We start from the raw sequence: 21,080 nt of genomic DNA on the forward strand, positions 1-21,080 counted from the left end.
ATGAATTCGAATAGAAAAAACATATTAACTGCCGATATTATGAAAAATGCGGCTAAAGATAGCTTTGTAAAGCTGAGCCCTGTCACGATGATGAAAAATCCAGTCATGTTTGTAGTCGAAATCGGAACATTGGTCGTGCTTTTAATGACACTATTCCCCGGGTATTTCGGAACAGAGGACAGTATCGGCTTCAATTTAACCGTGTTTCTCATTCTGCTCTTCACCCTCCTGTTTGCGAACTTTGCAGAAGCACTTGCAGAGGGCCGAGGAAAAGCGCAAGCTGACTCCTTGAAGCGGTCGAAAAAAGAAATTATGGCAAACAAAATCGTGAACGGCGTTGTTAAGCAAATGCCTTCCACCGAGCTGCGCAAAGGCGACATCGTTGTCGTTGTACAAGGCGAAATGATCCCAGGGGATGGAGAAGTTATTGAAGGTCTAGCATCCGTTGATGAATCAGCCATTACGGGTGAATCCGCTCCAGTTATCAAAGAATCAGGCGGCGATTTCAGCTCCGTAACGGGCGGTACCCGTGTTGTAAGTGATAAGATCAAGGTTAAAATCACAAGTGATCCTGGTGAGTCGTTTATCGATCGGATGATCAGCCTAGTAGAAGGCGCGAAGCGTCAGAAAACGCCGAATGAGCTTGCGCTGAACACGCTGCTCACGAGCCTTACACTGATTTTTCTCATTGTTGTCGTAACACTTGCACCCACTGCCCGCTATTTAGAGATTGAATTGGAAATTCCCGTATTGATTTCCTTGCTCGTTTGTCTCATTCCAACAACAATCGGCGGGCTGCTGTCAGCCATCGGGATTGCCGGAATGGATCGTGTTACGCAGTTTAATGTGTTGGCTATGTCGGGTAAAGCGGTCGAGGCTTCAGGCGATATTAATACGATGATTTTGGATAAAACAGGTACGATTACATTCGGTAACCGGATGGCGAGTGAATTCATACCCGTTAGTGAGATGAATGTTGGCACGTTAGGCGAATGGGCAGCAGTCAGCTCCCTAAAAGATGAAACGCCTGAAGGACGCTCCGTACTGGAACTTATGAGCAAGAAAGGGTTAAATTTCAACCTTCCGCTTGCTGAAGGCGGACAATTCATCGAGTTTAAAGCTGAAACTCGCATGAGCGGCATCGATTTGAAGGATGGTCGTAAAGTTCGTAAAGGCGCTGTTGATGCAGTAAAAAAATGGGTGGTCTCGCAAGGCGGCACCATTCCAGCGGATTTGAGCTCCAAAAGTGACGCCATCGCATCAGTAGGCGGTACACCGCTTGCAGTTGCAGTCGATAATCAAATATTTGGATTGATTTATTTGAAGGATACCGTAAAGCCAGGCATGAAAGAGCGTTTTGAACAGCTCCGTAAAATGGGCATCAAAACGATTATGTGTACAGGCGATAATCCGCTAACAGCAGCAACGATCGCTCGTGAAGCAGGAGTCGATGAGTTCATCGCAGAGAGCACGCCAGAGGATAAAATTGCTGTCATTCGCAGGGAACAAGCCGAAGGCAAGCTAGTAGCAATGACTGGCGACGGCACAAACGACGCTCCAGCGCTCGCTCAAGCTGATGTAGGTATTGCAATGAACAGCGGTACTGTGGCGGCTAAGGAAGCTGCCAACATGATTGATTTGGACTCAGATCCATCAAAAATCATTGAAGTTGTAGCCATCGGCAAGCAGCTGCTCATGACACGTGGCGCTTTGACAACATTCAGTATCGCGAATGACGTGGCGAAGTATTTTGCCATCATACCGGCCATGTTTATGCTAGCTATCCCGCAGATGGAAGCTCTCAACATCATGAAGCTCGGTTCACCGTATTCGGCTATCCTGTCTGCGCTGATTTTTAACGCAATTATTATTCCTCTTCTTATCCCGCTTGCGATGAGAGGCGTTAAATACAAGCCGATGAGTTCCACAAAGCTATTGCAGCGCAATCTGCTCCTTTATGGACTTGGCGGTGTCGTTGTTCCGTTCGTTGGCATTAAGCTTATTGACCTTATCGTTCAAATTTGGATTTAGTAAGAAATAAGGAGAGGGATGAAATAAAATGAGTAAAGCAGTTAATAACGGGTCGGAAACGGCCCGCTTGTCCTTTGGCGTTGTGATTCGAATCAGTCTCGTATTTTTCGTCCTATGCGGCATTGTTTATCCGCTCGTTAGTACGGGTGTCGCCCAGGTGTTGATGCCTGCCAATGCAAACGGCAGTTTAATCAAGAACAGCGATGGTTTTATTGTTGGATCTGAGCTGATCGGACAGAAGTTTACAGATCCGAGCTTTTTCCAAGGCAGGGTTTCCAGCATCGATTATAAAGCAGAAGCCTCCGGCACGAATAACTATGGACCTTCTAATCCAGATATGTTGAAGCGTACGCAGGATTCCATCGCAGAATGGAAGACGAATAATCCAGATGTTCCGGTAAGCAAGCTTCCTATCGCTCTTATTACCAACTCGGGCTCGGGGCTTGATCCTCATATCACTCCCGAATCGGCATACGTACAGGTGCCCCGCATTAGCAAGCTGATCGGCATTTCCGAAGGCGAGTTGAATAAACTGGTCGAAACATATACGGAAGGCCGCGATCTCGGAGTGTTTGGCGAACCGCGTGTGAATGTGTTACTGCTGAACTTGGCTTTGAAAGAATGGACAAAATAAAGTAAGGCCGTAAAGTCCGGAGAGGCGTGTCCTCTTCAGACTTTTTCTTTCGCTCATGATAGGAGGAGCTTCAATGGAGAGCTTTAAACGAAAGTCACCTGAAGAAATATTATTGTCTATATCGAAGCTTCACAGCGGTCGGCTGAAGGTCTATATCGGAGCAATTAGCGGCTCTGGTAAAACCTATCACATGCTTCGGGAAGGTTGTATCCTTCACACGCAGGGAATCGATGTCGTGATCTGTGCGGTATCCACGATGCAGCGTCCTGAAACTTTGGAACAGGTGGGCAGCCTAGAGCGGGTTCCAAGTATTCATTGGTATAAGAACGGCAAGGAAAAAAAAGATTTGAATTTGGATGCTCTCATTGCGCGGAATCCTGAAGTTGTGCTTGTAGATGATCTAGCCCATTGCAACCGTGAAGGTGCCCTGTTCGCTACGCGGCTGGAGGATATTCGTCATCTGATCAGCTACGGAATCAGTATCATTACAACCGTTAATGTATACGAGCTGGATGGCGCGAAGGAATTAGTGAAAAAGCTAGTGGGCATTGAGGCGGAGAATACCGTCCCTTCGGATACTTTAGAAGGAGCTGACGAGGTCGTTCTCATTGATGCTACACCTGAAACGCTGTTAAATCGGGCGGCTGAAGGAAATGTGCGAGACGGTAATTTTTTCAAACGAGGCAATCTCGCCGTACTCCGCGAGCTTTCACTCCGTTTGGTTGCAGAGGGCGTAAATGATTCGTTAGCAAAATACAGAGAGCAATTAGGACTGATTGGACCGTCCGGCGCATCTGAGCGGATTCTAGTCTCTGCCCAATATCATTGGAACGGCTCCATCTACGTACGAAGAGGACAACAAATGGCGAAACGTCTGAACGGCGATTTGCTTGTGACCACTTTTATTAATCCAAAAACGGAATTAACTCGGGAAGCAGCCACCTTAAAGCACTCGATTATTAAGCTGGTTGAAAAGGTTGGGGGCGAGTTTACAGAACTTCCATTACCGTCTCGCAAAACTCTTCCGGATGTTCTTGTGCAATTCGCCTTGGAAAATAACGTAACGCGCATCGTAATTGGGCATTCTAAACAAACACGTTGGCAAGAGTTCTGGCAGGGTTCTATTGTGCAGGACATTTTAAACAAAACGAGAAATATCGATATCTTCGTCGTTGCCGACCGCGCTGATCATGAAGGGGAACGCATTCTACCTGCCAGACTATCGAAGCCGGATGACAAAACTGAGCCATTCCGGCGTTTAAGTCCACAGCAATTAGAGCGGAAAATCCAACAAATCAAACGCGGCCAATTCAAAATATATGTCGGTGCAGCTCCCGGCGTTGGAAAAACATATACCATGCTGCGTGATGGAAACGATTTGCAGAAGAAAGGAATGAACGTCGCAATCGRCCTGCTTGAGACGCATGGCCGACTAGAGACGTTGGCTCAGGTCGGAGCGCTGGACACTATTCCGAGAAAAGTAATCGATTATCGCGGCACGCGCTTAGAAGAAATGGACACCGAGGAAATTATAAGGCTTTGTCCCGATGTCGTCCTTGTCGACGAGCTGGCGCATACCAACATTCCAGAGAGCAAAAACAAAAAGCGGTACGAGGATGTTCTAGAAATTTTGGCTGCGGGCATATCCGTCATTTCCACCATGAATGTGCAGCATGTGGAAAGCTTAAATGATGCGGTCGAACAAATTACAGGTGTGCGGGTTCGGGAGACTGTGCCTGATTATATTTTACGGTTAGCGGACGAAGTGCAATTGATCGACGTTACCCCGCAATCACTCCAGCAGCGTATGCGTTCGGGAAAAATTTACGCCGCAGATAAAATCGATCAATCACTAGGAAACTTTTTTAAAACGGGAAATTTGATTGCACTTCGGGAACTGGCGTTACGAGAAATCGCTGACGATGTAGATGAAAGGCTAGAAGCATGGGCGAACAAAAACTCGCTTCGTGGTCCATGGCGCAGAAAAGAAGTCATTTATGTTTGCGTGGACAGCTCGCAGCATGCGGAAAGATTGATTCGCAGAGGTTTCCGAACAGCCTATAGGCTAAAGGCTCCGTGGTATGTAGTATCCGTACAGCTCGGTACGACGGAGACAGAAGAAACAACACAGCGCCTAGAAGTCATTCGCAAATTGACAGACCGTCTCGGCGGATCATTCGAAGTACTGAAAACCGACCGCAGGAAACAGATTCCTGAAGTCTTAATAAGGAAGGCCAATGAATATAAAACGACCCAAATCATAATCGGACAGACGAAGTATTCGTTCTGGAAAAATGTATGCAGGAGCTCTCTCGTGAGAAGGCTTCTTCGATTAGCAAGGCATATGGACTTGCATGTTATTGCAGATTTCGGTCTCTCGAGCCAAACAACGCAGGAATACTCCGGAAAAGGTTGAACCAAGGTGAAACGGCTGTCACCGTCCTTATGGCGGCGGCGCGTTTCATTCCGGAGAAATATAGAGAAAGTATCGCAAAATGATATACTTTCCTATATTTTTAGAAGGTAAGAGGTTGCCCTAAAGGAGGATTCATTTGAGAGCCAGACTTATTTATCTGATCGCAGTCATTGTCGTTATCCTATTAGGAATGAGTACAAGAATATTTACTGAGGCGTTGCCAGTTTTTGTTGTCGACAACTTCGGGGATGCGTTATGGGCGAGTATGATTTATTTTGGCACTCGCATGCTGCTCGCCCATAAAAAACTATATTGGTCAGTTGGATTTAGCCTTCTATTCTGCTTTACCATTGAATGCAGCCAGCTGTATCAAGCAGATTGGATTAACGCCATTCGAAATACTGCAATAGGCGGCTTGGTGTTAGGCTATGGCTTTTTATACGTGGATTTAATTCGATATAGCTTGGGCGTGTTGTGTGCCTATTTAATAGATAGGTATATCAATCATCTCATGGATCGCACAACGCAAACCTAGTGCTACAAGCCTGTAAGTGCCTTGCGTACAGATAAAATATATTTGGATTGATCGAGCGGATTAACCCCTGTTCGTACTCTCTCCACCTGCACATCAGGCGGGCATTCACGATAACCGGCGAAGAAGGTGGCTAATGCGCCTCGCCCTTTCGTCAATGAACCGAATCGAGCAGGGAATTCAAGCGACGTTGCTACGGGCATCGTCCCTTCGATTTCCATGCGCTCATTACGAACAATCGGTGTATCAAACTCCCCTCGCATCATAACAAGCTCATTCATCAGCTTACCGCCGGTCTCTTCAGGCACCGACAGTCGGAAGGTGAGCATCGGCTCAAGCAGCTGAACGCCTATCCGCGACAACCCATCCATAATGCCCATCGGGGTAGCCACCGCGAAATCCAGCGGATGCGTATGCCACACATGATGTTCTCCTTCAACAAGCGTCACCTTCAAATCCGTCACTTCCCAGCCTAGCAAGCCTTGCTGTAGTGCTTCTGGGACGCGTCTCGCCACTTCATTCTGGTAGCTGTCGAGCAGCCGTTCTGAACGAACCAGTGACTCATAGCTGATGCCACTACCACGCTCAGCCGGTTCAATCTTAAACCGTAATATGGCCCAGCAGGGCTTCGGCATGGTGTAAGCAATAAAGCCTTCCCCGGCTTGCGCCGGCGTTTCCTTATAAATAACAGAAGGAGAGCCGAAGACGGCCTTCAAGCCAAAGCGGCTGAGCAGTACATGTGTCAGCACTTCGATCTGAATAGGACCCATCACCTTCACATGCAGCTCCCGCTGGTCTTGGAGCCACTGCAAGCCGAGCAGCGGGTCTTCATCCGCCAGCTCATGAAGCGCCGCCACGACTGCCGGATACTCTGCCTCGTTGCTCCAGCGCACCTGCACCGTCAGCAGCGGAACGGCCATCCGCGTCTCTCCGGGTACAAAATCAGCGCATCCAACAATATCTCCTATACGCGCCTGATTCCAACCGCATACGGCGGCGATATCGCCGGCTGTCAGCACGCCTACATCTTCGGACTTCTGTCCATCGATCTTGCGAATTTGCGTGACTTTCTCATCGATCTGCTGCGTTGCATTATAAACCGAATCCCGATTGCGGATAACCCCGCTGTACAAGCGCACATACGCGATTCGTCCCATAGCCGGATCACGTTCAATACGAAAGACGACCCCCGATACTTGGTCGACTTGCACCACAGCCGGCGCTGGCAAAAGTGCAATCATCGCCTCCATTAAAGGCTCGATGCCCATTCCTTTGTTTGATGCCCCGAACAATATGGGAAATAAATCTGCACTTCTCGTTAACACTGGCAGCATTCGCTTCAATTCCGCTTTTGGCAGTGTGCCATTGTCTAGATAGTGCAGCATTAATGTCTCATCCAACTCTGCAACTACCTCCTCAAGCTGCTGCACATATCCCGCTGCAGCGGCTGAAGCAGCTCCTGCTCGTTCCATTCCGAGATTCTGAGCTTCGCCATGGAGTGACTGAAGCGTGCCGTTTTTATCATCCAACAAACTTAGCGCTCCTCCGAAGCTGTCCTCTATGCCAATTGGCACCTGCACCGGCGCTGCTTGCCGTGATAGTAAATGCTGAATTTGCTTCAACGTTTGCTCGGGGTCCGCACCTATTCGATCCATTTTGTTCACATAGATTAATGTAGGAATCTTCCGCTCACGCAGTGCATGCCAGATAACTTCCGTCTGAGCCTGAACACCCTCAACCGCGGATATAATCAACACTGCACCATCCATCACACGTAGTGAACGCTCAACCTCCGATAGAAAATCGACATGCCCAGGTGTATCCACAAGATTAACCGTAACCCCCTGCCACGTGAACCTAGTAGCTGCCGCCCGCACCGAAATACCGCGTGCTCGTTCCACTTCTAACCAGTCCGTCTGCGCTGTTCCGGCATCCACACTGCCAAGTGAGCGAATCCGGCCGCTGTGAAACAATATCTGCTCCGTCGTTGTCGTCTTTCCCGCATCGACATGCGCAAAGATGCCAATATTCCGTATATGTAGTGGTTCCTTCATTACCATGCTTCACTTCTCCCCTGCTTGCTGTTCGTCCCTTAATCCTACCTCTCATTTACTTATTACGGCAAGCGCTATCATACGAAGCGTCTACTTGTTAGAACCCGAAAATAAAAAAAACGGTCCACCAGGCGTTTGCCCAGTAAACCGTTTATTTAACCTGCTATTTATCAATTAAGCTTGCTGCGTCGCTTCGATTTCAATCGAAATTTTCACTTCGTCGCCTACCAATACGCCGCCTGTTTCAAGTGCTGCGTTATAAGTTAAGCCGTAGTCACTGCGTTTGAGGCTGCCAATTGCGCTAAATCCGATTTTTTCATTGCCCCAAGGATCTTTACCCGAACCTTCGAACGTTGCCGCAAACTTCTCGGAGCGTGTTACGCCATGTAGGGTCACGTCGCCGACAATGGAATATTCACCATCATCTGTTTTAGTTATTGCTGTCGCTTTGAAAGCAAGAGTAGGAAACTTCTCAATGTCAAAAAAGTCTGCGGAGCGCAAATGCGCATCACGGTCACTATTACGAGTGTTTACGCTGTCTAGATCCATACTGATAGCAATTTCAGCGGAGGTCATATCATGTGCATCAGCAATAATATTAGCCTCAAATTTCTCAAACGTACCTTTTACCTTTGCGATCATCATATGCTTAACCGTAAAGTCTAGGCTGCTGTGTGCTGTATCAACCATCCATTGTGATTTAGCCATTTTAAATTCCTCCAAATTAATGTTTATTTTCGATTTATTAGTTACTAACTATTTATAATGTACTAACTTAAGTAGTGTATGTATCTATTTTATGGTATGACCTTAATTTTGTCAATTAGATTTTTAACAAATTTTAGATGGGTGATTATACTCAGAAAAAAAAAGACCACTCGAGCCCTATGCAATTTATGCATGGTCCAGGTGATCTTTTTACAGGCTAACTATACGGCTGCTGTCTCTTGCTTCTTATGGTCGTGCTTAACTAAGGCATGCTTCTCCCAAGCTCGACTCTTCCATCTAAAATACATAATTACCGCACGAAGCCATTCATCCGCCGCAATCGCGAGCCAAATACCAGCTAGACCTAGATCTAACGTGAAAATAAAGAAATAGCCAAGCGGAAGGCTCATTGCAACCATCGAGCCCATCCCGATCCACAGTGGATACTTCGCATCCCCCGCAGCACGTAACGAATTGATGAGTACAATGTTAATCGTCCGCCCGGTCTCCAGCACAATGCTGAGCAGGAGAACACTAACTCCTAAACGAATAATTTCCTCGTCATCTGTGAAGATTCCCATCAAGGGCTCACGGAACGCGATGACGAGTAGAACAGCAAACAAGGTTACTCCGCTAGCCCAGCGTACGCTTTTCCATACACGATGATAGGCCTCTGTTTGTTCATTAGCACCAACCAGTCTTCCAACTATGATTGCCGTACCCATACCTATTGCGAATGCAAACAAATACGTAAACATCGATATATTATTTGCATAGTTTTTCGCTGCTAGTGAAGCTGCCCCAAGAAACGTCGCATAATATAAGAAGACGATTTGGCAAGCCTGATACATGACCTGCTCAAGCGCTGACGGTATGCCGATCTTCAATATTTTGCTGATGTACTCTTTCGATAGCATGATATAGAAACGAAGCTCTAACTTAACAGACATGACACGGTAAAGCATCCAGAAAAATACGCTCAATGCAAGTCCGCGGCTAACGACCGATGAGATCGCCGCCCCCTGTACACCCATCTCTGAAAAACCGAAATTACCGAATATAAGCGCATAGTTTCCTATAATATGAATAACGTTCATCCCTAACGATACAAGCATAGCTTCCTTAGTGAAGCCATGAACACGAATAATAGCAGATACCGAGTTAATAATCGCCTGCAGGAAGATCATCCCACCCACAATGGCCAAATAGCTTTTCGCATGCTCCAAAATATCGCCTTGCAAGTTAAGTGTCTGCAGCAAATGTCCGCCAAATAAAACAAAAGATAAACTAATCAGCAGTCCTACCGCTAAATTTAACGTAATCGCTAATGCTGATATTTTTGCGGCTTCAACAAATTTGCGAGAGCCGATATATTGCGCAACGACAATCGAAGCACCATTGCCGATAACTTCTAATAATAGAATAGCAATATGCAAATATTGATTCGCCGCCCCAACACCCGAGACCGCATTATCCGAAATGGCGCTTAACATAAGCGTGTCGGCAATCCCCATTAGCATGAAAAGAAAGATTTCTAAAAATATGGGCCAGGTTAAGAAAAATRGATTAAATCCTTTTTTATTCTTCTCTCCTTGCCCTTGTTCCGTATGCGCCGCTCCCAAGATGTCACCTTCTTCTATAAAAATAAAGCACAAGATATCCTAGCATATTAGGGCTGTTATTGCACGTAAAAGGGGATTATTTACAATAAACAAATATTAGGAGAATAGCATTTCAAACCAAAAAGACTGTGCCAGTGTCGTCTGTACGACCTCGGAACAGTCTTCTTATCTTTTTTATAAAAAAATGATTAATATCATTATTCCGTTTCTTCTTCAGACGCTTCCTCAGCTTCTTCTTCTGCTTCTTCTTCCTCTTCCACAGATGCAGCAGCTTCCTCAACCTCTGCTTCTTCTTCCAATTCAGCCTCGACAGCCTCTACTACTTCTTCAGCTGGAGCTTCTTCTGAGATCAGCTCTGCGGTTTCTTCCGCACCTTCTTGAACTACTTCTTCTTGGCTCATACAATTCACCTCCTACTTCTTATTACCTTAATTGTAGCGCTTTCATAGAAGTTAACAAGAGGTGTAAAATGTCGTTTCATAAGAACTATTTCCGCTATTTGTAACGTTCGAGCGGGTTCGACGAAATCCGCATCCAGCTTAGCTTCTTCAACTATAAAACTAGACTTTAGTCTAGTTCATTTCTTTACCTGCAGCAGGACGACAACTTTTTTTGTTCTATGCTATGCTGAGAGCAACTACTAAATGATGTAAGGAGTGCAAGTTATCAATGAACATGAACATTAGAACAATTAGCGGGGCCGTCCTGCTGCTGCTTGGAGCTTTTCTATTTTTGAATCAAGGAGGAACGTTTGGTCCTGGCCAAATATTTGGTTACTTCTGGCCTTCACTATTTGTTATCCCTCTCGGACTGTTCTTCCACTGGCTTTACTTTGGTATGATCGGCCGTAAAGGAGTTGGTCTGCTAATACCCGGAGGTATATTGTTCACAGCCGGTGTCGTCTGCCAGATTGCTATGCTGTTTAATAGCTGGGGTTACATGTGGCCGGGCTTTATTTTAGCAGTTGCGATCGGATTGTTTGAGTTCTACTGGTTTGGCAACCGCAATAAGTGGCTGCTTATCCCAATTAACATTCTAACTGTACTCTCCTTGCTTTTCTTCGCCGTATTCTCGATTGGCTCCATCTACAACAAGTTTGTGCTCAGTCAGCCTATCATTGCCATCATGTTCGTTCTAGCAGGAGCTGCAATGCTGCTAATGAAGAAGAAGGATATGTAACAACCTTTAACATGAAGGTCCTCGCTCCTTACATACATGGTATGAGCCCCTCACTCTATGGTATAATCACAAGCACAAAACCTAAGCTTATGCTTACGTAGATGGTTTTGCATTCGCAAAACCTAAGAGCATGCTTACGATGTTGGTTTTGCATTCGCAAAACCTTTAGGAGGAAATAAGAAACAATGCTATCTTTTGAACAAAAGCTTTCTATAGTGGAGTCCTTTCCTGAATTGCAGCGGAAGGATGTTTCTCTGAGGCGTATTAATTTCCATTACGAGGAAAGCGCCCATGAGAAAAAAACAGTCGTTTACCATCTGCATCCGAACGGTAACGGCTTTGTATTCGCAGGTTTGGTACGTGGTGTTGAGACCGATGATAAGGGTCTAGTTAACATTCGTGACTTCGAAGCCGATGAGCTTCGCTCATTAATCGAGAAGTCTGTAAGCTCTCTAGCAATCGCGCCGCCTGAGAAGCCGCTGTCAGCTAAGCAGATCAAAGCTGCAAAACGTGACAAACAACCTCATGAGCAGTACTGGATTGGGCCAGACGACGCGAAGCTTACGCTGCTTTTCGAAGAGGACCTATGGTACTTATATGCGGACCTCAATTTAGAGTCAGCTTTTGAGACGTACGAAGAGGCTTTGGAGTATTTGGAAGAAGAGGAATTCACACGCATAACTGAATAGAAGCCTATACTGTTTTACTGCGGATATAGGCAAGTATGAAGGAGAAACAGCATTCTGTTTCTCCTTTTTCTATTTTGGAAACAACGTATTTCAGATTGTTAAATTTTTATTAATTATGAAAACAGGATTTTGAGCGCACAGCGTCTAATTGTAGTAGAACAACTTAGAAACTTGGAGGAATATCAGTTGTCCATAAAAGCGAAGCTTTCTTTCTCTATATCCCTCATCGTCGCCATTATTTTGCTGCTAAGCCTGTCCATCCATTACTTCACATCAAAAGCCGCGTTACAGAAAGGACTCGAGGAGCAGGTCGACAATATCGCAAAGCAAATTAGCATGACGATTGAATCATCCGAGAAAGCTAAACAATTCATGGAAAATACGATGGGTGAGAAGCTGCGAATAGCTGCTATTGCAGCTAAGGAAGAGCTTGGTCCCGATATTAATAAGATAAAAAATGAGCAATTAGTTGCGCTAAGCCGGAAGCTTGGTGTCGACCATATAACACTGTGGAAAAAATTTGAAAATGACATTATAGTACTCCGTTCCTCTCAGCCTAATGAAATCAATATGAGCTCGAAAACATKGGATTATCACTATACCGCATTCAACCAGCTATTCAATGGCGAGAAAGTAACGGTCCCGCAAGGACAAAAGCTAGAGCATTTCTGGTCCGCTCCCTTTAACTTTGCAACCTCCGACCCTAAAAAAATTATAAAATGGGGCAATTATTACGACGGAACAACAAACTATATGATTAATCCTTATGTTAATGCACAGGTGCTTGTGGATTTCGATGATACTATTGGGACGGATGCGAACATAAAAAAAATCATTTCTGACCAGCCCACTATTTTAGAAATTACCGGCTTCGACCCTGAGTTCTTTAATAAGCCACAAATCATTAAATTTAAGCAGGGTGTTCCCGTTTATAATCTGGACGTTCGAGCCATCGCATTTGGTCAATACCGCTACAAAAACAATGCTATTGACACGAAAAATATCCAAAAAGCGCTTCATAGCGGAAAAATATCGACTGCTTGGAGTACCTTTAATGGTAAAGAGGTGCTCAAAAGCTTTATACCGATTACAAACGACAAAACATATGTTGTCGGCATCACCTTTGATTATCCGGCTATCCAGAGGCCGCTGAGCCGTCAAATTCTAATTCAAGCACTCGTGTCAATCGGTTTAGTGCTTGTAACGTTGATCGCCAGCTACTTTATCGCAGGCTTTATGATGCGCTCCTTTAACCAAATTTTAAATAAAGTAAATGCGATAGCAGTAGGCAATTTTGATGAGAAGATTACGATACGGAGCAACGATGAATTTGGTTTGCTGGCCTCTCGCGTGGATACTATGGGCAATAATCTGAATAGATACACCACGGAGCTAAAGGATGCGGCTGAGGAACTGCAAAGCACCAAGCAATATTTAGAATCTTTTGTTAATCATACGACGGATGCCATTCATGTCGCAGACCTTACAGGAAAAATAATTCAAGTAAATAAAGCCTTTGAGGTCATGTATGGCTGGCGCACGGAGGAGATAATCGGCCAAGTGCTATGCCATATCCCCGATAATCAAAAAACAGCTCATGAGGAGCAGGAAGCTAATGTCCTGCTAGGTGGTTCTGTTACTGACTTTGAAACGCAACGGTATACGAAATCAGGTGAACTCATTGATTTAAGCATTACCATATCTTCCATTCATGATGAGCTTGGTGCAATAGTAGCCATTGCCTCCATTTCACGGAACATAACCTCAAGGAAGCAGACAGAAGAAATGATTCGCCGCTCAGAGAAGCTATCCGTTGTAGGACAAATTGCGGCAGGCGTTGCGCATGAGGTTCGGAATCCATTAACTACACTTCGCGGTTTTGTTCAGCTGCAGAAGCAGTCCGGTCCTTTGTCACCCACCCATCTCGATATTATGCTTCAGGAACTCGATCAAATTAATATGATTGTGAGTGAGTTTCTCGTATTTGCTAAGCCGCAAGCAAATCGGTTCCAACCAGTAAACATCCAGCATACTTTCCGTGACGTTATGCTGCTTCTAGAATTGGAAGCCAAATTGAGCAACGTCCAGCTTATCTTGAAGTCAGAGAACAACATTCCTCAGGTGATAGGCGAAGCTAACCAATTAAAGCAGGTTTTTGTAAATGTCATAAAGAACGGAATGGAATCAATGCCTAGCGGTGGCATGCTTACAATTAAATTGAATTGCAATCCACCGGACCGTAATCTGGTGTTGGAATTCTGTGATCAAGGCTGCGGTATTGCGAAAGAGGACCTACTCCGTCTTGGAGAGCCTTTCTTCACGAAGAAGCCGAGCGGCAACGGTCTTGGAATTATGGTCAGCCAACAAATCATAGAAGCCCACAAAGGAACAATCCTATTCAGCAGCAAGCTTGGTGAAGGCACCTGTGTCAAGATCTCACTGCCAATCATTCAATAATGAACACTTATGCTGTAAGCTTGATTTTGGAGCTTACAGCTTATTTTTTGGTTAGTTTGCGTGCTGTAAGCTCAATTTTCAAGTTTACAGCTAAAAACCTCCTTGCTGTTTTTTTGATAGGGCTTCTATGGTACGATGTCTCAATAGCCATCAGACTCTCTGAGGGCAATTCTCAGATGTAAATACTACATGAACAGATAGGTGGAGCTTACACTATGCTTTCCGTTGCCTCAATTCGAAAAAAATTGCGTTACAGACCGAGTCCGCCGCAGGTCATGACGTTTGGCTTCATTTTTCTTATCTTTGTTGGGGCACAGCTATTATCACGTCCTATCGCCTACACCAACGATATCTCTATTTCATACATCGATGCTTTATTCATGTCGGCCTCAGCTGTTTGCGTGACGGGGCTAACCGTACTAGATACAGGCAGTCATTTTTCTACATATGGACAGGTAGTCATCATTATTCTTGCTCAAATTGGCGGATTAGGATTTATGACGATGGCGACGTTATTCGCCCTGCTTTTCCGCAAACGCATCTCATTCCGCGAACGGCTTGTGCTTCAAGAATCGATGAATCATGGCTCTGGAGAAGGCATTGTACGAATGATTCGGAAGATTCTCATCTATGCCCTGACCATTGAATTGACCGGCGCTATTTTGCTCAGCAGCTACTTCATGCTAGAAATGCCAGTTGGACAAGCTATCTACTTTGGTATCTTCCATAGTATTTCATTCTTTAACAATGCAGGCTTTGATTTATTTTCACAATTCCCGGATCGCGCAGCTAGCCTCATTCATTATGTAGAGGATCCGTTCGTTAACATCGTCTCGATGCTGCTGATCTTCTTAGGAGGAATTGGCTTTATTGTCATATCCGAGCTTGTCACTTATCCAAAAAATAGAAAGTTCAGCCTACATAGTAAGGTTGTTTTATCCGTTTCAGCCATTTTGATCGTAGTGGGAACATTGGTTATTCTATTGCTTGAGTTTTCCAACCCCAATACGCTCCAGCCTCTATCTGCATCCGGCAAAATTCTGGGTGCTACTTTCCAGTCGATCACAGCGCGTTCGGCTGGTCTAAGCACGGTCGATCCAAGTATGCTTCTCGAGGTCACACAGTTCTTCCTTATCCTTCTAATGTTTATCGGAGCTGGACCTGGCTCTACGGGCGGCGGTATCCGCGTTACAACCTTTGCGATTCTCATTGGTGCAATGATTGCAATGGTACGGGGGAGAGAAGATGTCGTACTATTTCGGTTCCGTATTGCCAAAAAACAAATTCATCAGGCCATCATGTTTACGATGATTGCCTTCTCTATTATTTGCGGGGCAACTATGATTCTCACCATCACAGAAACCGGTTCGTTCCTAGCCATTCTATTCGAGGCTACATCCGCCTATTGTACGGTTGGGATGTCTTCGGGATTAACTGCGCATTTATCAACTGTGGGTAAAATCATTCTTATTTTGCTTATGTTCCTTGGACGACTAGGACCTGTAACGCTGGCGTTTGCATTAAACACACGTTCAAAGAAAGAGCTGTACCGTTTCCCTGAAGGAAAAATAACAATTGGATAACAACAGTATGATTACTCTAGGCAAGTCGAAGGAGATCTACGAGCGATGAAATCACAAATAAATTCTAACAACCCTGTTGACTCGAACATCGAGCAATCAAACAGCAAAGAACGCATACTCATTGTGACCGCTGTCGCTGCGGAACGAGATGCTGTACTTCGCGGATTACAGGGCGCCGAGCATATTGATGTCATAGCAGCTGGTGTAGGTCCAGCAGCTGCTGCTGCAAGTACTGCAACTGCATTATCAACTGCTGCTTACCGATTAGTAATAAGCGCCGGTATTGGGGGCGGCTTTGCCGGTCGAGCGGATATCGGTTCGCTCGTCGTTGCTGATAAGATTATAGCCGCAGACCTCGGCGCAGAATCACCTGAAGCAGGCTTCATTAGTCTGGACGAGCTGGGCTTCGGCTCAGCTCAAGTTACTGCGAGCTCTGTTTTTTCCAATCGCATATACGACGCTATTCATTCTGCCGGACTAACGGTACATATCGGCTCCGTTGTGACTGTCTCGACTGCCACTGGCACTGCCGAGACAGCCGAAGCTCTTGTCAAACGCGTGCCTGGCGCTGCCGCGGAAGGCATGGAAGGCCATGGCGTTGCTGTCGCTGCACAGCAGCGGGGTTTAGCTGTGGTAGAAATTCGAGCGATCTCCAATGCAGTCGGACCACGTGATCGCGCAGCTTGGCGGATCGGTGAAGCATTGCAAGCATTAGAAGCAGCAAGTCATGCCATACGGGAGGTTCTACAATGAAAATAGCTTTTTCCCCATGTCCTAATGATACCTTTGTCTTTCATGCTTGGACGCATGGACTTGTGCCGGGAGCACCCGAGCTTGAAGTCACCTATGCGGATATCGATATTACGAATAATTGGGCCGCTAATGCAGAGGGCCCAGAAGTAATGAAAATTTCATACGCTGCTCTACCTTGGGTCTTAAATGATTATAAGCTGCTGCCCTGCGGCGGCGCTCTTGGCCGAGGCTGTGGTCCTTTGGTTCTCACCAAAGGCGGCTCTAAGGATCTGAGTGATCCCTCTATACTTACAGGCCAAAGAATAGCCGTTCCAAGCGAGCGGTCAACCGCTTATTTATTATTTCGTCTATGGGCTGCCAAGCATATTCCGGGAGGCGTAGGTGAAATCGTTATTATGCCGTTCCATGAAATTATGCCTGCTGTGCGAGATGGCAAAATAGATGCAGGTTTAGTCATTCATGAGGCTCGTTTCACTTATCCGACTTACGGCTTAAGCATGCTCGTTGACCTTGGCAGCTGGTGGGAGTCCGATACCGGCCTGCCGATTCCGCTCGGCGCCATTATCGCTCGCCGCACGCTGGATAGTGAAGCCATTGCCAGCTGGATCCGTTCGTCCGTCGAATACGCCTGGGCACATCCTGAGCAGTCACAATCGTATGTAATGGACCATGCGCAAGAGCTCTCACCGGATGTCGCGCAGTCACACATCGATCTCTATGTTAATGAATTCACTGCCAGTCTTGGAGATGACGGCTATGCCGCAGTAACCGCGCTGCTTAGTAGAGCGGCTGAGGAAGGCCTCGTACCTAGCTTCGATCTGTCCTTGCTGCGCTAAAATGAAGAAAGCAGACAACCCGACGAGGATTGTCTGCTTTTATTATTTAATAGTCATTCTACTTTTTATTACTCGAGATTGGCATGGTTGCCATACATGTTTGCTCCGGTTAAGTCCTGCTTCTCCATCAGCCGTAAAATAACTGCGTCACATACAAGCAGCAGCGTTTGTTCGAATAGTGATCCCATCGGTTGGATGGATCTTTCATCATCCTCTGCCTTGTCCTTCGGCGTACCAGGCAATTRCACGATAGCGCTCGCTAATTGTCCAATCGTCGATTTCGGAAAAATCGTCAAGGCGACAACGTCTGCCCCTAGGCTTCTCGCTTTGTCTGCCATAGAAATAAGCGACTTGGTTTCTCCTGAGCCTGACCCAATAATAAGCAGATCACCTTGCTCTAACGTTCGAGTTACCGTCTCACCCACCACATAGACATCCAGCCCCAGGTGCATCATCCGCATAGCGAAGGCTCGCATCATAAGCCCAGATCGCCCTGCTCCGGCAACGAATATACGTCGCGCGCTCGCAACGCTATCGACTAGTTTCTCCGTCTGCTCATCACTAAGATTATCTTGAATCTGACTTAGCTCATTTATAATAGCGGTTATATAAAATCTCGTTTTCATACCAGCCACTATCCTTGACGAATTAATTGCTGCATTTCCGCCGCTGTCGCTTTTATATCGGCTTGTCCAGTAATGCCGCCGCCCACAATAACAAGATCAGGATTTGCTTTAATTACCTCAGGAAGTGTGCTGAGCTTAATACCGCCAGCTACTGCCGTTTTAGCGTTTTTCACAACGCTTTTGATGGTACGCAAATCCTCAAAGGAATTTTGTCCAACAGCTTGAAGATCATAGCCCGTATGGACACAAATATAATCAACGCCTAGAGCATCGAGCTCAGCAGCGCGTTCTGCTAAATTTTTGACAGCGATCATATCGACCAGCACTTGCTTACCTTGCTTTCTAGCTTCTTCGACTGCGCCCTTAATGGACATATCCTCTGCAACACCTAATATCGTAATAATGTCTGCACCAGCTTCCGAGGCCTTCATCACCTCATAGGCGCCTGCATCCATAATTTTAAGATCAGCAAGCACGGTAAGGTTAGGGAATGCTTCTTTCATTGCTTTAACTGCATGCAAGCCTTCGTTAATTACGATAGGTGTGCCAATTTCTACGACATCGATAAACGATTCGATCTCTTTCACTAATTGTATACCTTCTGGAATATTAACAAGGTCTAACGCTAGTTGTAATTTCATAATATAACGTTCACTCCTATAGTTTGGGTTTAACTGACACGCCTAATATTAGACACTGGCAGTACAAAAAGATAGTACGCACTTTCATGTAACGTAGTACCCATTTGGTAACTATGAAGAGTGAATGTTTAACTTTCTTATGTCTCCTGCTTGCAACGCTCCTGGTGCTTTTCTCCCCACTCCGACATGACATTAAGCAGTCCTTTGACGGATAAACCGTACTCCGTTAAGGAATACTCTACCTTTGGAGGCACTTGCGTAAACACCTTGCGATCAATGATCGCATCCTGTTCTAATTCACGAAGCTGCTGAGTAAGCATTTTTTGCGTTATTTCTGGCATTTCACGTTTCAGCTCCCCGAATCGATGGGTTCCATCCGTCAAATGGCATAAAATAACCGGCTTCCATTTTCCACCTATTACCTTTAGCGTTAACTCTACAGTCTCTTTAAAATGCTGGTTTCCCATGATGAACAACTCCTTAAGTATATAATGATCTACTACATTACTTCGTAGCGCGACTTGCTTTTCGTTTTATATAGACTAATAATAATTATACCACTTACATTTGCTCTACATGATCCCATGGATCAAGTCTACATACAAATGTCAGTAACATCACACACTTAAAGGAGAGAGAAACATATGGATTTAAAAAACAAATCAGCTATCATCACTGGTGCGGGTAAAGGGATCGGCAGAGCTGTTGCCACTGCCTTAGCAGCTGAAGGCGTAAACCTAGGATTAATCGCAAGAACAAGTGCAGATTTGGAAGCCCTTCAAGGTGATCTTACAACTATGTATGGAGTCAATGTAAGTATCGCAACGGCGGATGTGTCCAGTAAAGCTGAAGTCGATCAAGCAGTAGCTGCACTTTCCAAGAGCCTTGGTACAGTCGACATTCTAATTAACAATGCGGGAATCGCTGCTTTCGGAACTGTTCTTGAAATGGACCCTGAGCAATGGGAGAGCATTATTCAAACCAATGTAATGGGTACGTACTATGTGACGCGCGCCATCTTGCCAACTATGCTTGCACAAAGCGGTGGCAATATCATCAACATCTCTTCAACTGCTGGCGAGAAGGGATTTGCAACAGGATCGGCTTATTGCKCCTCTAAGTTTGCTATTCAAGGCTTAACGGAGTCCCTCATGCAAGAAGTGCGTAAATCAAACATTCGAGTTACATCACTCATGCCAAGTACAGTAAACACGGAGCTAGCTCAAAATGCTGGGTTGAAAATTGGAGACGAGGATCGGATGATGCAAGCCGAGGATGTAGCTGATCTCGTACTAGCCACACTAAAACTACCTAATCGCGTCTTTCTAAAATCAGCGGGTATTTGGACGACAAATCCGCAGTAATAATTAGCATGTATTGCCCCTTCACTTACCTTGTGCTGGGGTTTTCTTTATTTGATCTCTCAATTTCCTTATTGAACAAACTGGTGCCGATGAGCTGATCGTAACCGGTCAAATATATGATCACAACGCTCGCCTGCACTCTTATGAATTGCTAGCGGAGATTGTAAGTGAAAGCCGCGGATCAGCAAAAACTGCTTCCGAGCCTTCAGAATAAAATAATAGGTTAGCTGGAAAACCTGCATAAAAGTGAGCAATTTCCAGCCGACCTTTTAATTGACTCCGACCTCAAATCTATGAATAATATAAATATATAGATAGATAGTCTGCAGTGAGTTGGAGGAATTCATATGTCCATCGTTCCGCGTATAATAGAGTTTAACAAACAATTTGTCGAAGAAAAGCAATATGAAGCCTACTTAACCGATAAATACCCTGATAAGAAAATAGCCATTCTTACATGCATGGATACAAGACTCTCTGAGATGCTCCCTAAAGCACTAGATTTAAAAAATGGTGACGCTAAGTTTATTAAAAATGCAGGAGCCATTCTGACTCAGCCATTCGGAAGCGCGATGCGCAGTATTTTAGTTGCGGTGTACGAGCTTGAAGCACGAGAAGTGCTCGTCATCGGGCATCACGGCTGCGGTATGACCAATCTGAATGCGGAAGCGATGGTCGGCAAATTCGCCGAGCATGGCATCGATCCACAAACCATTCAGACGCTTGAGAACTCAGGCATTCGTATGGAGAAGTTTCTACGCGGCTTCAGCAGCGCCGAAGAAGGCGTCATGCATAGCGTTAAAATGATTCGTAAGCATCCCCTTTTCCCAAAAGATATTCCAGTTCATGGCTTTGTCATCGACTCAGAAACAGGCGAGTTGGAAATTTTGGTCCAGGATTATAGAGAAGAATAATTTTCTCCTAATAAAAGAAGGGCAGCCCCATTGTCGAATGA

Annotated in this window: 19 protein-coding genes; 12 read left to right on the top strand and 7 right to left on the bottom strand. The window is 45.5% G+C overall.

Going from position 1 to position 21,080, the window contains the following annotated elements:
- The 4 genes from kdpB (at position 1) to AC1DWN_RS03295 (ending at position 5,616) form a co-directional block, all read left to right on the top strand.
- Positions 1-2,031, top strand: a complete 2,031-nt coding sequence (gene kdpB / locus AC1DWN_RS03280; RefSeq protein ID WP_477557510.1) for a potassium-transporting ATPase subunit KdpB — start codon at positions 1-3, stop codon at positions 2,029-2,031.
- Between the two features lie 28 nt (positions 2,032-2,059).
- The gene (gene kdpC / locus AC1DWN_RS03285) at positions 2,060-2,665 is read left to right on the top strand and encodes a potassium-transporting ATPase subunit KdpC (protein WP_477557511.1); all 606 of its coding nucleotides are present in this window, start codon (positions 2,060-2,062) and stop codon (positions 2,663-2,665) included.
- A 73-nt stretch (positions 2,666-2,738) separates the two neighbouring features.
- Positions 2,739-5,081: a histidine kinase gene (locus tag AC1DWN_RS03290; RefSeq protein ID WP_477557512.1), complete on the top strand. Its 2,343-nt coding sequence runs from the start codon at positions 2,739-2,741 to the stop codon at positions 5,079-5,081.
- A gap of 136 nt (positions 5,082-5,217) precedes the next feature.
- On the top strand, positions 5,218-5,616 hold the full coding sequence (locus AC1DWN_RS03295) for a ribosomal maturation YjgA family protein (RefSeq protein ID WP_477557513.1): 399 nt from the start codon (positions 5,218-5,220) through the stop codon (positions 5,614-5,616).
- A 2-nt stretch (positions 5,617-5,618) separates the two neighbouring features.
- Here AC1DWN_RS03295 and AC1DWN_RS03300 read toward each other — a convergent pair whose 3' ends face one another.
- The 4 genes from AC1DWN_RS03300 to AC1DWN_RS03315 all read right to left on the bottom strand — a co-directional run bounded on the left by AC1DWN_RS03300 (position 5,619) and on the right by AC1DWN_RS03315 (position 10,398).
- The gene (locus AC1DWN_RS03300) at positions 5,619-7,673 is read right to left on the bottom strand and encodes a GTP-binding protein (protein WP_477557514.1); all 2,055 of its coding nucleotides are present in this window, start codon (positions 7,671-7,673) and stop codon (positions 5,619-5,621) included.
- Positions 7,674-7,841: 168 nt separating this feature from the next.
- A complete protein-coding gene (locus tag AC1DWN_RS03305; RefSeq protein ID WP_477557515.1) occupies positions 7,842-8,375 on the bottom strand; it encodes a YceI family protein in 534 nt (177 codons plus the stop codon).
- A gap of 221 nt (positions 8,376-8,596) precedes the next feature.
- The gene (locus AC1DWN_RS03310; RefSeq protein WP_477557516.1) at positions 8,597-9,997 is read right to left on the bottom strand and encodes an MATE family efflux transporter; all 1,401 of its coding nucleotides are present in this window, start codon (positions 9,995-9,997) and stop codon (positions 8,597-8,599) included.
- Positions 9,998-10,194: 197 nt separating this feature from the next.
- Positions 10,195-10,398 carry a hypothetical protein gene (locus AC1DWN_RS03315; RefSeq protein WP_477557517.1) on the bottom strand — a complete coding sequence of 68 codons (204 nt, stop codon included), beginning with the start codon at positions 10,396-10,398 and terminating at the stop codon, positions 10,195-10,197.
- A gap of 274 nt (positions 10,399-10,672) precedes the next feature.
- On the opposite strand from AC1DWN_RS03315, the gene AC1DWN_RS03320 reads away from it, so the two are divergent.
- The 6 genes from AC1DWN_RS03320 to AC1DWN_RS03345 all read left to right on the top strand — a co-directional run bounded on the left by AC1DWN_RS03320 (position 10,673) and on the right by AC1DWN_RS03345 (position 17,494).
- Positions 10,673-11,176 carry a hypothetical protein gene (locus tag AC1DWN_RS03320; protein ID WP_477557536.1) on the top strand — a complete coding sequence of 168 codons (504 nt, stop codon included), beginning with the start codon at positions 10,673-10,675 and terminating at the stop codon, positions 11,174-11,176.
- A 185-nt stretch (positions 11,177-11,361) separates the two neighbouring features.
- The gene (locus AC1DWN_RS03325; RefSeq protein ID WP_477557518.1) at positions 11,362-11,865 is read left to right on the top strand and encodes a hypothetical protein; all 504 of its coding nucleotides are present in this window, start codon (positions 11,362-11,364) and stop codon (positions 11,863-11,865) included.
- A gap of 186 nt (positions 11,866-12,051) precedes the next feature.
- On the top strand, positions 12,052-14,322 hold the full coding sequence (locus AC1DWN_RS03330; protein ID WP_477557519.1) for an ATP-binding protein: 2,271 nt from the start codon (positions 12,052-12,054) through the stop codon (positions 14,320-14,322).
- A 215-nt stretch (positions 14,323-14,537) separates the two neighbouring features.
- Entirely contained in the window at positions 14,538-15,905 is a 1,368-nt protein-coding gene (locus AC1DWN_RS03335; RefSeq protein WP_477557520.1) for a TrkH family potassium uptake protein, read from the top strand.
- 45 nt (positions 15,906-15,950) lie between these two features.
- A complete protein-coding gene (locus AC1DWN_RS03340; RefSeq protein WP_477557521.1) occupies positions 15,951-16,658 on the top strand; it encodes a futalosine hydrolase in 708 nt (235 codons plus the stop codon).
- Complete coding sequence (locus AC1DWN_RS03345; RefSeq protein ID WP_477557522.1) at positions 16,655-17,494, top strand: 1,4-dihydroxy-6-naphthoate synthase; 840 nt, start codon at positions 16,655-16,657, stop codon at positions 17,492-17,494. Before AC1DWN_RS03340 ends, AC1DWN_RS03345 begins: the two co-directional genes overlap by 4 nt.
- A gap of 68 nt (positions 17,495-17,562) precedes the next feature.
- Here the strand turns inward: AC1DWN_RS03345 and hxlB are convergent, their stop codons facing one another.
- The 3 genes from hxlB to AC1DWN_RS03360 form a co-directional block, all read right to left on the bottom strand.
- Complete coding sequence (gene hxlB / locus AC1DWN_RS03350) at positions 17,563-18,120, bottom strand: 6-phospho-3-hexuloisomerase (RefSeq protein WP_477557523.1); 558 nt, start codon at positions 18,118-18,120, stop codon at positions 17,563-17,565.
- 8 nt (positions 18,121-18,128) lie between these two features.
- Complete coding sequence (gene hxlA, locus AC1DWN_RS03355) at positions 18,129-18,761, bottom strand: 3-hexulose-6-phosphate synthase (protein ID WP_477557524.1); 633 nt, start codon at positions 18,759-18,761, stop codon at positions 18,129-18,131.
- Between the two features lie 137 nt (positions 18,762-18,898).
- The gene (locus AC1DWN_RS03360; protein ID WP_477557525.1) at positions 18,899-19,228 is read right to left on the bottom strand and encodes a winged helix-turn-helix transcriptional regulator; all 330 of its coding nucleotides are present in this window, start codon (positions 19,226-19,228) and stop codon (positions 18,899-18,901) included.
- 177 nt (positions 19,229-19,405) lie between these two features.
- Here AC1DWN_RS03360 and AC1DWN_RS03365 point away from each other — a divergent pair, with 177 nt between their 5' ends.
- Both AC1DWN_RS03365 and AC1DWN_RS03370 read left to right on the top strand, forming a co-directional pair.
- Entirely contained in the window at positions 19,406-20,125 is a 720-nt protein-coding gene (locus AC1DWN_RS03365; protein WP_477557526.1) for a 3-ketoacyl-ACP reductase, read from the top strand.
- 347 nt (positions 20,126-20,472) lie between these two features.
- Complete coding sequence (locus tag AC1DWN_RS03370) at positions 20,473-21,039, top strand: beta-class carbonic anhydrase (RefSeq protein ID WP_477557527.1); 567 nt, start codon at positions 20,473-20,475, stop codon at positions 21,037-21,039.
- The last annotated feature ends 41 nt before the right edge of the window (positions 21,040-21,080 follow it).

This window comes from Paenibacillus sp. P4_A7, assembly GCF_056402455.1.

What these genes read in the sequence shown, in the direction of transcription:
- kdpC (WP_477557511.1), top strand. Translation starts at nt 2,060, where the DNA reads ATGAGTAAAGCAGTTAATAACGGGTCGGAAACGGCCCGCTTGTCCTTT.
- AC1DWN_RS03325 (WP_477557518.1), top strand. Translation starts at nt 11,362, where the DNA reads ATGCTATCTTTTGAACAAAAGCTTTCTATAGTGGAGTCCTTTCCTGAA.
- hxlA (WP_477557524.1), bottom strand. Translation starts at nt 18,761, where the DNA reads ATGAAATTACAACTAGCGTTAGACCTTGTTAATATTCCAGAAGGTATA.
- AC1DWN_RS03300 (WP_477557514.1), bottom strand. Translation starts at nt 7,673, where the DNA reads ATGGTAATGAAGGAACCACTACATATACGGAATATTGGCATCTTTGCG.
- AC1DWN_RS03370 (WP_477557527.1), top strand. Translation starts at nt 20,473, where the DNA reads ATGTCCATCGTTCCGCGTATAATAGAGTTTAACAAACAATTTGTCGAA.
- AC1DWN_RS03315 (WP_477557517.1), bottom strand. Translation starts at nt 10,398, where the DNA reads ATGAGCCAAGAAGAAGTAGTTCAAGAAGGTGCGGAAGAAACCGCAGAG.
- AC1DWN_RS03305 (WP_477557515.1), bottom strand. Translation starts at nt 8,375, where the DNA reads ATGGCTAAATCACAATGGATGGTTGATACAGCACACAGCAGCCTAGAC.
- AC1DWN_RS03345 (WP_477557522.1), top strand. Translation starts at nt 16,655, where the DNA reads ATGAAAATAGCTTTTTCCCCATGTCCTAATGATACCTTTGTCTTTCAT.
- AC1DWN_RS03360 (WP_477557525.1), bottom strand. Translation starts at nt 19,228, where the DNA reads ATGGGAAACCAGCATTTTAAAGAGACTGTAGAGTTAACGCTAAAGGTA.
- AC1DWN_RS03320 (WP_477557536.1), top strand. Translation starts at nt 10,673, where the DNA reads ATGAACATTAGAACAATTAGCGGGGCCGTCCTGCTGCTGCTTGGAGCT.
- AC1DWN_RS03340 (WP_477557521.1), top strand. Translation starts at nt 15,951, where the DNA reads ATGAAATCACAAATAAATTCTAACAACCCTGTTGACTCGAACATCGAG.
- kdpB (WP_477557510.1), top strand. Translation starts at nt 1, where the DNA reads ATGAATTCGAATAGAAAAAACATATTAACTGCCGATATTATGAAAAAT.
- AC1DWN_RS03335 (WP_477557520.1), top strand. Translation starts at nt 14,538, where the DNA reads ATGCTTTCCGTTGCCTCAATTCGAAAAAAATTGCGTTACAGACCGAGT.